Annotated in this window: 11 protein-coding genes and 1 tRNA gene; all 12 read left to right on the top strand. The window is 35.4% G+C overall.

What is annotated here, in order from left to right; all coding sequences use genetic code 11:
• Positions 1-138 precede the first annotated feature (138 nt).
• The 12 genes from BP17_RS11155 to serC all read left to right on the top strand — a co-directional run bounded on the left by BP17_RS11155 (position 139) and on the right by serC (position 14,167).
• Positions 139-210, top strand: a tRNA-Arg gene (locus BP17_RS11155).
• A gap of 163 nt (positions 211-373) precedes the next feature.
• Complete coding sequence (gene clpP, locus BP17_RS11150; protein WP_035054419.1) at positions 374-970, top strand: ATP-dependent Clp endopeptidase proteolytic subunit ClpP; 597 nt, start codon at positions 374-376, stop codon at positions 968-970.
• Positions 971-1,099: 129 nt separating this feature from the next.
• A complete protein-coding gene (locus tag BP17_RS11145; RefSeq protein WP_035054418.1) occupies positions 1,100-1,627 on the top strand; it encodes a DsbA family protein in 528 nt (175 codons plus the stop codon).
• Positions 1,628-1,932: 305 nt separating this feature from the next.
• On the top strand, positions 1,933-2,970 hold the full coding sequence (locus BP17_RS11140; protein ID WP_035054417.1) for a sugar-binding transcriptional regulator: 1,038 nt from the start codon (positions 1,933-1,935) through the stop codon (positions 2,968-2,970).
• 41 nt (positions 2,971-3,011) lie between these two features.
• The gene (gene gap, locus BP17_RS11135; RefSeq protein ID WP_035054415.1) at positions 3,012-4,016 is read left to right on the top strand and encodes a type I glyceraldehyde-3-phosphate dehydrogenase; all 1,005 of its coding nucleotides are present in this window, start codon (positions 3,012-3,014) and stop codon (positions 4,014-4,016) included.
• 124 nt (positions 4,017-4,140) lie between these two features.
• Entirely contained in the window at positions 4,141-5,328 is a 1,188-nt protein-coding gene (locus tag BP17_RS11130; RefSeq protein WP_035054413.1) for a phosphoglycerate kinase, read from the top strand.
• A 31-nt stretch (positions 5,329-5,359) separates the two neighbouring features.
• On the top strand, positions 5,360-6,115 hold the full coding sequence (gene tpiA / locus BP17_RS11125) for a triose-phosphate isomerase (protein ID WP_035054412.1): 756 nt from the start codon (positions 5,360-5,362) through the stop codon (positions 6,113-6,115).
• A complete protein-coding gene (gpmI, locus tag BP17_RS11120) occupies positions 6,115-7,644 on the top strand; it encodes a 2,3-bisphosphoglycerate-independent phosphoglycerate mutase (protein WP_035054411.1) in 1,530 nt (509 codons plus the stop codon). The genes tpiA and gpmI overlap by 1 nt, the downstream gene beginning before the upstream one ends.
• Before the next feature lie 209 nt (positions 7,645-7,853).
• Positions 7,854-9,152, top strand: a complete 1,299-nt coding sequence (gene eno / locus BP17_RS11115; protein ID WP_035054410.1) for a phosphopyruvate hydratase — start codon at positions 7,854-7,856, stop codon at positions 9,150-9,152.
• Between the two features lie 293 nt (positions 9,153-9,445).
• The gene (locus BP17_RS11110) at positions 9,446-12,271 is read left to right on the top strand and encodes a sigma 54-interacting transcriptional regulator (protein ID WP_035054409.1); all 2,826 of its coding nucleotides are present in this window, start codon (positions 9,446-9,448) and stop codon (positions 12,269-12,271) included.
• A gap of 78 nt (positions 12,272-12,349) precedes the next feature.
• The gene (locus BP17_RS11105) at positions 12,350-12,847 is read left to right on the top strand and encodes a mannose/fructose/sorbose PTS transporter subunit IIB (protein WP_035054408.1); all 498 of its coding nucleotides are present in this window, start codon (positions 12,350-12,352) and stop codon (positions 12,845-12,847) included.
• Between the two features lie 237 nt (positions 12,848-13,084).
• Positions 13,085-14,167, top strand: coding sequence for a 3-phosphoserine/phosphohydroxythreonine transaminase (gene serC, locus BP17_RS11100; protein WP_035054407.1), 1,083 nt, complete (start codon positions 13,085-13,087; stop codon positions 14,165-14,167).

The raw sequence follows: 14,167 nt of genomic DNA, 5'->3' as shown, positions 1-14,167 counted from the left end.
AAAATCTAAGCTTTGTCCTATTACTTTGATAGCATAGAAGTTCTACTTGTTTTTTCATTATAACTGGGCTACACTATAATAGTTGGTATTTTACTAACAACAGAAATTAGTTAAATCATTGTTAGGTTAAGTGTAGTAGTCCCCTTAGTGTAATGGATATCACGTAAGATTCCGATTCTTAAAATAGGGGTTCGATTCCCTTAGGGGGCATTCTTGTGATTAGAAAAAATTCTAATCACTTTTTTTTATCAAAAAAACAACGAACAAAAAAATTGACCTTTATTGACCAATAAAGTAAAATGAGTCTAGTAACTTATTGAGTTGATATTTTAGTTACTCATAAAGAAATGAACAATTGAGGAGGAAGTAAATTATGAACTTAGTCCCTACAGTAATCGAACAATCTTCAAGAGGTGAACGTGCCTATGATATTTATTCTCGTCTTTTAAAAGACCGTATCATCATGTTAAGTGGTCCAGTAGACGACGACCTTGCAAATGCTGTAATCGCTCAGCTTTTATTTTTAGATGCACAAGATTCTGAAAAAGATATTTACATTTATATTAATTCACCAGGAGGCAGTGTAACTGCCGGATTAGCGATTTTTGATACAATGAACTTTATTAAAGCAGATGTTCAAACTATCGCAATGGGTATGGCAGCTTCAATGGGAAGTTTCCTATTAACAGCTGGTACAAAAGGCAAACGTTATGCTTTACCAAATGCTGAAATCATGATTCACCAACCATCAGGTGGTTCTCAAGGACAAGCAACCGAAATTGAAATTGCTGCTCGTCATATTTTGAAAACGCGTGAACGCTTGAATAAAATTTTATCAGAGCGTACAGGACAACCAATTGAAGTTATCCAACGCGATACAGATCGTGATAATTATATGTCTGCAGAAGATGCAAAAGCATATGGTTTGATTGATGAAATTATGGAAAATAGTGCTGCTTTAAGTAAATAAATAACATGGAAAGAGATTGGGATAATATTCCGATCTCTTTTTTCTTGAAAAAAGAATAAGTTGAATGCGTTTAACTGATCTACTATTGTCTGTATAATAGAAATAACTTACAAATGAGGAGGATTTTTGATGGATATTAGTAATATAAAAGCTAACCAAGTAAACACAACTACTGGAATTAAAATTGGAAGTGAAAATGCTCCAGTTAAAGTAATTGAATTTATTAACTTAGCATGCCCTTATTGCAAAATGTGGTATGAGGACTCAAAAGACTTATTGGCAGAATATGTCTCAGCTGGGAAAGTGCAACGCATCATTAAGCATTTTGATAAAGAATCATCGGGGTTGAAAAAAGGAAATGTGTTACACCAATATTTAGACTACACTGATCCTGAAAAAGCACTTGAAGAAATAGATTTCTTTTTTGAACACCAAAATGAGTGGGGAAGGTTAGCAAATTTTGATGATATTGCAACTTATGCACAAGAAAAAAGGAATCTAGCGGTGCAATCAAATGAGACTAGAGCTCAAGAAATTAAAAAAGAAGCAAATGAAGCAGTGGTTGTACTGGTTCCTACAGTCTTTATTGGTGAAGAGATTTTTGATGAAAATATTACACAACAAGAACTTAAAGATTTAATAGAAGCACGTATTTAATAAAAGAAGCAACCGGAAACAGCAATACACTTGTGAAAAAGACATAATTCAGTCAAAGTTTCTTTGTAGAATTTAATGAAAAACTTAGAAACATAATGGTTGAAAGATAACTAGATAACTGTTACAATAATTGATGTGAGAGATGGTAATGGTGCCTTTATCAGTACTGTTGATAAATGATAAGAAAACCGAAACAGGAAACTGATAGTTTGATTTTCATTTTGATTCTCTTGTTTTTTTAAGTAACAAGGGTCGCCGAACGACTAACGCGGTCACAAAGCGTCCAACGTAGAAAGAGGTCGCTTATGCAAAATGTATTATCAGTTATTGAAGAGGTCATTCCAGATATCATGTTTACACTTCAGAATCGTTATCACATTTTGCGCAATGTCTTTTTATTAGGTCCTGTAGGCAGAAGAGTTTTAGCCGATCGTATGGGAATCACAGAACGTGTTTTACGTACTGAGTCAGAGGGCCTAAAGAAGCAAGGTTTAATAAAAACTTCAAAAATGGGGATGGAATTAACCGAAAAAGGTGAAACTATTTACCATCAATTAGACCAGTTAATGGGTCAAATATTGGGAATGAAAGAGAAAGAAAAACAACTTGCTTCTTATTTAGAAATAGAACAATGCGTGATAGTTTCCGGTGATATAGATGAACTGCCAAAATTAAATGAAGAATTAGGTCGTGCTACAATAGAGGCTTTAGATTTTTTACTTCCAGAAGGTGATAATATTATTGCTGTAATGGGTGGTACAACTATGGCGGCAGTAGCGAATCAAATGAGTGAAGCACTTTCTCGAAAAAGAAAGTTGTTATTTGTTCCAGCTCGAGGTGGTTTAGGAGAATCGCTTCATATTCAAGCGAATTCAATTACTTCATTGATGGCGCAAAAAACAGGTGGCGAAAACCGAGTTCTTTATGTACCAGAACAAGTAAGTGAAGAAACATATAAACCACTTTTACAAGAACCTGGGATCAAAAAAACGCTTAAGTTAGTAAATGATGCGAATTGTGTTTTGTTTGGTATCGGTAATGCAAAGCTTATGGCGGAACGCAGAGGAATGAATGAAGAAGTTCTAGCTCTGATTAAAAATAAAGCGGCAGTTGGAGAAGCGTTTGGAGAATTTTACGATCAGTCTGGTGAAGTGGTATATAAAATACCCCGAATTGGAATGCAGTCAAAAAACCTGGCAAATATTGCTAGTGTGATTGCAGTAGCTGGTGGGAAATCCAAAGCTAAAGCAATTGAAGCTTACATGAAAAAAGCACCCGGTCATACGTGGTTAATCACAGATGAAGGTGCTGCTAATGAGATTTTAACAGGGATAACCCTTTAAAATAAATTTATTGTATGATTCCTAAAGGAGGAAATATATTTATGACAGTTAAAGTAGGTATTAATGGTTTTGGACGTATTGGACGTCTTGCATTCCGTCGTATTCAAGAATTAGAAGGTATTGAAGTTATTGCGGTTAATGATTTAACAGAACCAAACATGTTAGCTCATTTACTAAAATATGATACAACACAAGGCCGTTTCAATGGTGAAGTTGAAGTTAAAGAAGGCGGATTTACAGTTAATGGTAAAGACGTTAAAGTTTTAAGCAACCGTAACCCAGCAGAACTTCCATGGGGAGAACTTGGAGTTGACATCGTATTAGAATGTACTGGTTTCTTCACTACTCAAGAAGCTGCTGAATTACACATCAAAGCAGGAGCTAAAAAAGTTGTTATCTCTGCACCAGCAACTGGTGACATGAAAACAATCGTTTACAATGTAAACCACGAAACTCTTGATGGTTCTGAAACAGTTATTTCTGGTGCTTCATGTACTACTAACTGTTTAGCTCCTATGGCTAAAGTATTGAATGACAAATTCGGTATTGAATTAGGCTTAATGACAACAATCCATGCTTACACAGGTGACCAAAACACATTAGATGCTCCACATCCAAAAGGCGACTTCCGTCGTGCTCGTGCTGCAGCAGCTAATATTATTCCTAACACAACTGGTGCTGCAAAAGCAATCGGTGAAGTATTACCTGAATTAAAAGGTATTTTAGATGGAGCTGCACAACGTGTGCCAGTTGCTGCTGGTTCATTAACTGAATTACAAACAATTCTAAAAACATCAGTAACTGCTGAAGAAATTAATGCAGCAATGAAAGAAGCTTCTGATGAATCTTACGGATATACTGAAGACCCAATCGTTTCTTCTGATATCTTAGGTATGACATTCGGTTCATTATACGATGCAACTCAAACAAAAATCATCACTGTTGGTGACAAACAACTTGTTAAAACTGTTGCTTGGTATGACAACGAAATGTCATATACTTCACAATTAATTCGTACTTTAGATTACTTTGCTAAATTAGGTTAATCTTTAACAAGAGACTTAAATTAGGATAGAAATAGTAAAAAGCGGGGAGGCAACGCGCTTCCTCGCTTTTATTTTTTCAAAAATAAATTTTTATAGATAATTGCTCTTTAGAGGAGGAACCTTCATGGTGAAAAAAGTTGTAACTGATTTAGATTTAAAAGGTAAAAAAGTTTTGGTTCGTGCGGACTTTAATGTGCCAATGAAAGACGGCGCTATTACTAATGACAACCGTATTCAAGCAGCATTGCCAACTATTCAATATGTAATTGAACAAGGTGGAAAAGTTATTTTGTTTTCTCACTTAGGTAAAGTGAAAACAGAAGAAGACAAAGCTGGCAAAAGTTTACGTCCAATCGCTGAACGTTTAAGCGAATTGTTGAAAAAAGACGTTACATTTGTACCTGAAACACGTGGTGAAAAATTAGAAAATGCTATCGACCAATTAAATGCAGGTGATGTATTAGTATTTGAAAACACACGTTTTGAAGATGTTGACGGTAAAAAAGAAAGCAAAAATGATACTGAACTTGGCAAATACTGGGCAAGCTTAGGCGATGTTTTTGTCAACGATGCATTTGGTACGGCTCATCGTGCACATGCTTCTAACGTTGGAATTGCTTCAAATCTTGAAACAGCTGCTGGTTTCTTAATGGATAAAGAAATTAAATTTATCGGTGGCGCAGTTGACGAACCTAAACGTCCATTTGTGGCTATCTTAGGTGGCGCAAAAGTCAGCGATAAAATTGGCGTTATTGAAAATCTATTAAGCAAAGCAGATAAAGTTCTTATCGGCGGCGGAATGACTTACACTTTCTATGCTGCAAAAGGCATTGAAATCGGTAAATCATTAGTTGAAGAAGATAAAATTGAATTAGCTAAAAGCTTGATCGAAAAAGGCGGAGATAAATTAATCTTGCCAATCGATTCAATTACATCTCCAGAATTCAGTAATGATACACCAACTGAAATTCATGAAGGTGCTGTACCGGCTGATCAAATGGGTCTTGATATTGGACCAAAAACAACTGCATTATTCACTAAAGAATTACAAGGTGCTAAAACAGTTGTATGGAATGGACCAATGGGCGTATTTGAAATGTCTAACTTTGCTGATGGAACAATTGGCGTTTGCGAAGCAATTGCCAACTTAACTGAAGCAACTACTATTATTGGTGGAGGAGACTCTGCAGCAGCAGCAATGCAATTAGGTTTTGCAGATCAATTCACGCACATCTCTACAGGTGGCGGAGCATCATTAGAATACCTTGAAGGTAAAGAACTTCCAGGAGTATCATCAATTTCAAACAAATAATTTATTTCAATTAAAGAAAGGAAGTTATGTTATGCGTAAACCAATTATTGCAGGTAACTGGAAAATGAACAAAACAGCTGCTGAGGCTGCTGAATTTGTTGAGGCAGTTAAAACAAAAATACCTTCTTCTGAACAAGTAGATTCCGTTATTGGAGCTCCTACTTTATTTTTACAATCTTTAGTTAAAGCATCAGAAGGAACAGAATTAAAAATTGCTGCTCAAGATAGTCATTTTGAAGAAGCTGGAGCATTTACAGGCGAAACTAGCCCTGTAGCTTTAGGAGATCTAGGAGTAGACTACGTTATTATTGGTCACTCTGAACGTCGTGAATTTTTCAATGAAACAGATGAAGGAGTTAATAAAAAAGCACATGCTATTTTCAAAAATGGTATGGTTCCAATCATTTGCTGTGGTGAAACGTTAGAACAACGTGAAGCTGGAGAAACAAATGAATGGGTAAGTGGTCAAGTTAAAGCAGCAATTGCTGGCTTAACAAATGGTCAAGTAGCTGCATCAGTTATTGCTTACGAACCTATCTGGGCAATTGGAACTGGTAAATCATCAACTTCTAAAGATGCAAACGACACATGTGCCGTTATTCGTCAAACAATTGCAAAAACAGTTTCTCAAGATGCTGCTGATGCTGTACGTATTCAATACGGCGGTAGTGTAAAACCTGGGAATATTGCTGAATACATGGCTGAATCAGATATTGATGGAGCTTTAGTAGGAGGAGCAAGCTTAGAAGCAGAATCATTCTTAGCATTATTGGAGGCTGTTAAATAATGACAAAATCACCAGTAGCCATCATCATTCTTGATGGATTAGGATGTCGTAGTGAAGTTATGGGTAACGCTGTAGCTCAAGCTAAAAAACCAAATCTTGATCGTCTTTTAGAAAAATACCCTCATGGTACATTAAAAGCTTCTGGATTAGATGTAGGTCTTCCAGAAGGACAAATGGGGAATTCTGAAGTTGGACATACAAATATTGGAGCTGGGCGAATTGTCTACCAAAGCTTAACCCGTATTGATAAAGCAATTCAAGATGGAGAATTTCAAACAAACCCTGTTTTAAGTGATGCAATGGAAAGCACAATCAAACATCAATCTAATTTGCATTTGTTTGGGCTTTTATCAGATGGTGGAGTGCATAGTCATATCAATCATTTGATTTCATTGATTAAAACAGCTAAAGAAAAAGGTGTGCCAAATATCTATGTACATGCTTTCTTAGATGGCCGTGATGTTGCACCTGATTCTGGTATCAACTATGTAAAACAATTAGAAGAAGCTATCATGGAAATCGGAGCAGGTGAAATTGCTACTGTATCTGGCCGTTTCTATGCCATGGACCGCGATAAACGTTGGGAACGTGTAGAAAAAGCTTATAACGCTGTAGCTCATGGTGAAGGTATTAAAGCTTCTAATGCATTAGAAGCTGTACAAGCAAGCTACGACAAAGAAAAATTTGACGAGTTTGTTATGCCTACCGTTATTGAAAAAGACGGAAAACCGGTTGCAACTTTACAAGATAATGATTCAATCATTTTCTTCAATTTCCGTCCTGACCGTGCGATCCAATTGTCAAATGCTATTACCGATGATGAATGGGAATTCTTTGACCGTGGACAAAGAGCGCAAAATCTTAAACTTGTTACAATGACCATGTATAACCCTAGTATCAAAGCTGAAATAGCTTTCCCACCAATTGGATTAAAAAATGTTGTCGGGGAAGTTCTTTCGAATAAAGGTCTCTCTCAATTACGCATTGCGGAAACTGAAAAGTATCCACATGTTACATTCTTTATGAATGGCGGACGTAATGAAGAGTTCCCAGGCGAAAATCGTATCTTGATTCCATCTCCAAAAGTGGAAACTTATGATTTGCAACCTGAAATGAGTATTTATGAAGTTACAGATGCATTAGTGGCAGATATTGAAGCGGATAAACACGATGCAATTATCTTAAACTTTGCAAATCCGGATATGGTTGGACATTCAGGCATGCTTGAACCAACGATCAAAGCGGTCGAAGCTGTTGATGAAAACCTAGGACGTGTAGTAGATGCGATTACTGCTAAGGGCGGATATGCAATTATCTTTGCTGATCATGGTAATGCAGAAACAATGCTTACACCTGAAGGCAAACCACATACTGCACACACTACCGTACCAGTTCCTGTAATTGTGACTAAAGAAGGCGCAACATTACGCGAAGGCGGACGTTTAGCTGACGTCGCTCCAACAATGTTAGACTTGTTAAATATTGAAAAACCAGTTGAAATGACCGGTGTATCATTGATTCAAAAATAAATGTAGATTCTAAATCAATTAAGCGTTATACGAAAGATGACTATGTAAAAGCTGCAGACTTTGCATGAATTCTTTTGATGAATAGTTTTTTCAAAAAATTGTTAGATAAAAACTAAAGTGTTTGCATTTAACAGTTAAACTCATTAAAATAAGGCCATGGGCAAAGCCCAGGCACAAAAAAATTTTTAAACTCAAAGGAGAGAAATTAAATGCCATTTATTACAGATATTTTAGCTCGCGAAGTTTTAGATTCACGCGGTAACCCAACAATCGAAGTAGAAGTTTACACAGAAAGCGGAGCATTCGGCCGTGGAATGGTTCCTTCAGGAGCTTCAACAGGAGAACACGAAGCAATTGAATTACGTGACGGAGACAAATCTCGTTACCTTGGAAAAGGTGTTTTAAAAGCAGTAGATAATGTAAATAAAATTATCTCTGAAGCTATCATCGGATTTGACGTTCGCGATCAAATGGCAATCGACAAAACAATGATTGAATTAGACGGAACTCCAAACAAAGCTAAATTAGGAGCTAACGCTATTTTAGGTGTTTCTATCGCTGTAGCACGTGCTGCTTCTGATTTCCTAGATGTTCCTTTATACCAATACCTAGGTGGTTTCAATACTAAAGTATTGCCAACACCTATGATGAACATCATCAATGGTGGTTCACATGCTGACAACAGTATTGACTTCCAAGAATTCATGATCATGCCTGTAGGAGCTCCTACATTTAGAGAAGCTTTACGTATGGGTGCTGAAGTATTCCATGCATTAGCTGGAATCTTAAAAGCAAAAGGATTAGCTACTTCAGTTGGTGACGAGGGTGGATTCGCTCCAAACCTAAGTTCTAACGAAGAAGGTTTCGAAGTTATTATCGAAGCAATCAAAAAAGCTGGTTACAAACCTGGTGAAGATGTTATGCTTGCAATGGATGCTGCTTCAGCAGAATTCTATAACAAAGAAAAAGGTGTTTACGACTTAGCTAGTTCAGGCGAAGGCGAAAAAACAGTTGATGAAATGATTGAAATCTACAAAAACTTAGTTGAAAAATACCCAATTATCTCTATCGAAGATGGATTAGATGAAAATGACTGGGAAGGTACTAAAAAATTAACTGAAATTCTTGGAGATAAAGTTCAATTAGTTGGTGACGATCTATTCGTTACAAACACTGAAAAATTAGCTCAAGCAATTGAAATGGGAGTAGCAAACTCTATTCTTATCAAAGTTAACCAAATTGGTACATTGACTGAAACTTTCGATGCTATCGAAATGGCTAAAAAAGCTGGATACACTGCAGTAGTTTCTCACCGTTCTGGTGAAACTGAAGATTCAACAATTGCTGATATCGCAGTTGCAACAAATGCTGGACAAATCAAAACTGGTTCTCTTTCAAGAACTGACCGTATTGCTAAATACAACCAATTGTTACGTATCGAAGATCAATTAGGCGACTTAGCTGTATACGAAGGTAAAAAAGCTTTCTACAACCTAAAAAACAAATAAGAATTTAAGTGAATTGAATTCTTAAATAGAGGAACACTTCATTAGTTGAGGCAACGCAACTAATGAAGTGTTTTTTGCTCTAGGTCAAATAGTAGGGATACTCAAAAAAAATTCTTCTGGAATAGATGGGTTTGTTTTTACAGTTACAAGCAACATTTTCTAAAAGTGAACAAAAAGTGAACAATGTTATCATTTTTGATACACATATTTTACTGTATCAAAAATAAGGATACAAACTGGTCTATTTGTGATAAAATGTAAGCGATTAAGACTAAAAGAAAGCAGGTAGCTAAATGAAAAGAAAAGATTTAGTTTATCAGTTTGTTAAAAATCATACTGAAAACCTTACTAGTGATGAAATAGAATTCGGATCAGGGATGACAACGATTGAAATTTCTGATGCGCTAAATATTATTCGCAATAATGTAAGTAAAGAGTTGAATCTTTTAGTTCGCGAAGGAAAAGTAGCGAAACTTGAAGGAAGACCTGTGCGATATGTTGATAGCAGTTGTTTAAAATGGAAACCTTTGTCGAAAGTCGTACAATCCTATAAAGATGAAACATTGATCAAAGAAAAACGGGTAATAGAAAAACAAAATGATCCTATAAAAAAAGATAATAACTTATTTGAGTATATGATTGGTTCAAATGGTAGTTTGAAAAATCAAATGGAACAAGCAAAGGCTGCTATTTTTTACCCTCCTAAAGGATTGAATAGTCTCGTTATTGGTCCAACTGGATCAGGAAAGACTTTCTTTGCTAATGCTATGTATCAATATTCGCAAGATAAGGGAATCATTGAACCAGGTCAATCTATGATTATTTTTAATTGTGCAGACTATTCGCAAAACCCGCAATTACTGATGTCTCATTTGTTTGGACATGCCAAGGGAGCTTATACGGGTGCAACAGAAGCAAAAGAAGGATTATTACTGAAAGCTGATAATAATATGCTGTTTCTAGATGAAATTCATCGCTTGCCTCCTGAAGGACAAGAAATGCTTTTTTATTTTATGGATACCGGAACATTTCAGCCAATGGGGGAAACTGACAAACGCTATTCAGCTAAAGTTCGAATCATTTGTGCGACAACTGAAGATCCTAATTCTGCATTATTGAAGACCTTTGTAAGACGTATCCCTATTACGATCGAACTGCCAGCATTCAATGATCGGCCAGCTAATGAACGTATTCAATTGCTTAAATTATTGTTGTCTATTGAAGCGAAACGTATTGATAAACGAATTGTTATCGAAGAAAATGTTGTTAAGGCATTGCTTGGAAGTGTTACTTATGGAAATATAGGTCAACTAAAGTCAAGCATCCAATTGGCCTGTGCCAAAGCCTTTTTGAATAGCATGGATAACAATGAAGAAATGCTGATCAATATGGATGGATTAACCGGAGAATTGCAAGAAGGCTTACTCAACATTGCGAGAAATCGAGAAGAATTGAATGAAATATCCAATTATCTTGAACCTAGCATGGTAATCCACCCAAAAGACTCTGTCTATATTTTAGACAAAGATTCTTATGAATTGCCATTTAATTTATATGAAATCATTGGAGATAAAGCAGTGATGCTCAGAGACGAAGGATTGACACAAGAAGATATTGAGAATTTTATTACAACTGATATTAATCTTCATTTGAAATCTTTCTATAAAACCAATCAATTGATTCCAAATAATGAACACAACCTAAGAGATATCGTTGAACAAGAAGTTATCACATTAACAAAAGAAGTTTGGAAAATGGCGGAAGAACATTTAGGGTATCATTTTAAACAAAATTTTTTATATGCCATGAGTTTACACCTTAGTTCATTCATCAAACGTTCAAAAGAAGGTTTTGTTCAAATAAAACAAAATAGTGAATTAGATAAATTGATTTTAAATTACCAAAACGAATACGAAGTAGCTATTATAATTAAAAATCATATGAAAGAAAATTACCAAATTATTGTTCCAGAAGTAGAATGCTGGTATTTGACTATGTTGCTGGTATCTTTAAAAGAACAAAATAATTTGGGTGATGTTGGGATGGTCGTTGCTGCGCATGGCCGCTCCACAGCTACCAGTATGGTCCAAGTAGTATCCAAATTACTAGATGTTAAAAATATTGAAGCTGTGGACATGCCTTTGGAAATGAGCCCACAACAAGCTTATAAATTAGTTTTGTCAGCAATCCAAAATGTGAATGAAGGCAAAGGTGTCTTATTGTTGGTTGATATGGGATCTTTAACTACATTTGGTGTGAAAGCTATGCGAGAAACGGATATCTCAATCCAAACATTAGATATGGTAACGACTCCACTCGTATTAGAAGCAGCGCGTAAAACATCTTTGATGGATAATCAATTAGATGAAGTCTACTGGTCTTTGAAAAATTTCAGAGGGTACAGCAATCTTCCAGAAGATAATCCCGTTCTTTTAACCGTACCTCAACAACAAAGAATCAATAAACCTAAAGCGATTATTACCATTTGTTCGACGGGTGAAGGAACAGCTGTAAGAATAAAACAACGTGTCGAAAGTGTATTAGAAGATTTTATCGATGAGACAATTGAAATTTTCTCTATCTCTTTAGTTGGTATCGAGGAAGAAGTTACAAAGATTTCGAAAAATTATCAAGTGCTAGCGACTGCTGGAGTTGCAAAGTCATCTTTAAACGTTCCACATCTTTCTTTAGAAGAATTATTTCAGTCTTCAGGAGATGAGAAAGTTAAACAAGTGATTTTAAACCAGCAATATGCTGAAGGAAATTATGCTGAATCAATGGACACGAAGCAGCTTTGCGAAGAATATTTGGCTACTTATTTCACTTTCTTAAATCCGCGTAAATTTATTAATATCTTATGGGACTACACCGAGATCATTGAAGAAAAATTAGATAAAACACTCAGCAATAGCGTTCAAATAGGCTTGTTAATGCATATGGCAGGTGTGATCGAACGAGTTTTATTTAGAGATCCACTCAATCAGCCAGAGGAAGAAATCGATACGGCTTCCATTTATTACCAAGCTATTAAAGAAGCGAATCTACTGCTTGAATCAAAATTAAATATGAGTATTCCAGATTCAGAAATATTTTATATTGTTAAAATTGTTGATGCATAAAAAAGGTTAGGGTAGAAACAATTGTTTACCCAGATTATTGCAATTTTAGAAGAAGATTGATGAGGAGAATAGATAAGGATGCCAATGGAAATTCGTTTAGTTCGTATTGATGACCGGTTGATTCATGGCCAGGTTGCAACCGTATGGGCAAAAGTGACAAAAGTAAATCGTATATTAGTTGTCAGTGATGAGGTAGCAAAAGATTTGTTGAGAAAAACATTGTTGAAACAAGCTTCTCCTCCGGGCGTTATTGTAAATGTTATCACAGTTGATAAAATGATTTCGATTTTTAATGATTCTAAATTTGATCATTTTAAAGCGATGCTATTGTTTACAAGTCCACATGATGCAAAAAGAGCAGTGGAAGGTGGAGTTAAATTTGATTCTATCAATATTGGTGGGATGAGTTTCTCGGATGGTAAAAAAATGATCACAAATGCAGTTGCAGTAAACAATGCAGATGTAGAAAATTTGAAATATCTAAATGATCAAGGAATTAAATTAGAAATTCGTAAAGTAGTGGCAGATAATAAAGTATATATGATGGATTTATTGAAAAAAGAAAAAATGCTTTAAATAGGCTTTTAAAAAAAGTAACCTTAGTTTAAAAAAACTCTATAGAACAAAAAAAGAGATTGGGATTTCCCGGTCTCTTTTTTTAGTTATATGACAAATAGGATTGATAGTTCCTTTTTCAGCAGTTTAAAAAAATTTAAGTTTGTCTGTTTAAATATGAAAATACTGGTATAATAAAAATCATGGTTTATTAAAATCCGGTTAGTTTTAAACGGATATAATTAGGAGTGGATTAGAATGAAGCGAGTTTATAACTTTTCAGCGGGACCAGCTATTATGCCGGTATCTGTATTAAAAACGATACAAAAAGACTTATTGTCTTATCAAGGCAGTGGCATGTCAGTTATGGAGTTAAGTCATCGTTCCTCATTATTTCAATCCATTATGAATGATGCAGAGTCGCTTTTACGCGAATTGATGGATATTCCGGTAAACTATGAAGTGTTATTTTTGCAAGGGGGAGCAAGCTTGCAATTTACCATGCTGCCAATGAATTTAGGGAAAAATAAGGTGGCATATGTCAATACTGGAAGCTGGTCTAAAAAAGCTATAGAAGAAGCTCGAAAAACGGATGGTTTAACAGTAGAAGTTATTGCTAGTTCAAAAGAAAATAACTTTACTGAAAATCCTGCTATACCCTTAGTAGATTCAGAATTTGATTATCTACACATCACAACGAATAATACTATTGAAGGAACAGCTTTTCTTAAGGTGCCTCAAGCTGGAGACGTTTTGTTGGTTGCTGATATGTCTTCTAACATCTTGTCCAGTCGATATAATGTATCTGATTTTGGCTTGATTTATGCTGGAGCCCAAAAGAATATTGGGCCTGCTGGATTAACTGTTGTTATTGTTCGGAAAGATTTGATTGGTCTAAAAGAAAACTTACCTGCGATGCTAGACTATAAAATGCATGTTGATAACGGATCAATGTACAACACACCGCCAACATTTGCCATCTATGCAGCTAAATTGATGTTTGAATGGCTCAAAGAATTAGGTGGCATTACGGAAATCGAAAAAATAAATCGAGAAAAAGCGAGTTTACTTTACGAGGCTATTGAATCGTCAAACCTTTATCGTTCACCAGTTTCTATAGGTTCTCGTTCTTTAACTAATATTCCATTTATTACAGGGAATGCGGAATTGGATAAATCATTTATCCAGCAAGCCGAAAGCAAAGGGATGATCAATTTAAAAGGACACCGTTCTGTAGGTGGAATGAGGGCTAGTTTGTATAATGCTTTTCCACTTGAAGGTGTGAAAGAATTAGTAAGATTTATGAAAGAATTTGAAGCAAAAGTGGAAGGGGATCAATAA

It is taken from the genome of Carnobacterium pleistocenium FTR1 (assembly GCF_000744285.1).
Lineage (GTDB): Bacteria > Bacillota > Bacilli > Lactobacillales > Carnobacteriaceae > Carnobacterium_B > Carnobacterium_B pleistocenium.
The sequence above is the reverse complement of the archived record's forward strand: the minus strand, read 5'-3'. Positions and strand labels throughout refer to the sequence as shown.

What these genes read in the sequence shown, in the direction of transcription:
- BP17_RS11130 (WP_035054413.1), top strand. Translation starts at nt 4,141, where the DNA reads ATGGTGAAAAAAGTTGTAACTGATTTAGATTTAAAAGGTAAAAAAGTT.
- gap (WP_035054415.1), top strand. Translation starts at nt 3,012, where the DNA reads ATGACAGTTAAAGTAGGTATTAATGGTTTTGGACGTATTGGACGTCTT.
- clpP (WP_035054419.1), top strand. Translation starts at nt 374, where the DNA reads ATGAACTTAGTCCCTACAGTAATCGAACAATCTTCAAGAGGTGAACGT.
- BP17_RS11140 (WP_035054417.1), top strand. Translation starts at nt 1,933, where the DNA reads ATGCAAAATGTATTATCAGTTATTGAAGAGGTCATTCCAGATATCATG.
- BP17_RS11105 (WP_035054408.1), top strand. Translation starts at nt 12,350, where the DNA reads ATGCCAATGGAAATTCGTTTAGTTCGTATTGATGACCGGTTGATTCAT.
- eno (WP_035054410.1), top strand. Translation starts at nt 7,854, where the DNA reads ATGCCATTTATTACAGATATTTTAGCTCGCGAAGTTTTAGATTCACGC.
- serC (WP_035054407.1), top strand. Translation starts at nt 13,085, where the DNA reads ATGAAGCGAGTTTATAACTTTTCAGCGGGACCAGCTATTATGCCGGTA.
- BP17_RS11110 (WP_035054409.1), top strand. Translation starts at nt 9,446, where the DNA reads ATGAAAAGAAAAGATTTAGTTTATCAGTTTGTTAAAAATCATACTGAA.
- BP17_RS11145 (WP_035054418.1), top strand. Translation starts at nt 1,100, where the DNA reads ATGGATATTAGTAATATAAAAGCTAACCAAGTAAACACAACTACTGGA.
- gpmI (WP_035054411.1), top strand. Translation starts at nt 6,115, where the DNA reads ATGACAAAATCACCAGTAGCCATCATCATTCTTGATGGATTAGGATGT.
- tpiA (WP_035054412.1), top strand. Translation starts at nt 5,360, where the DNA reads ATGCGTAAACCAATTATTGCAGGTAACTGGAAAATGAACAAAACAGCT.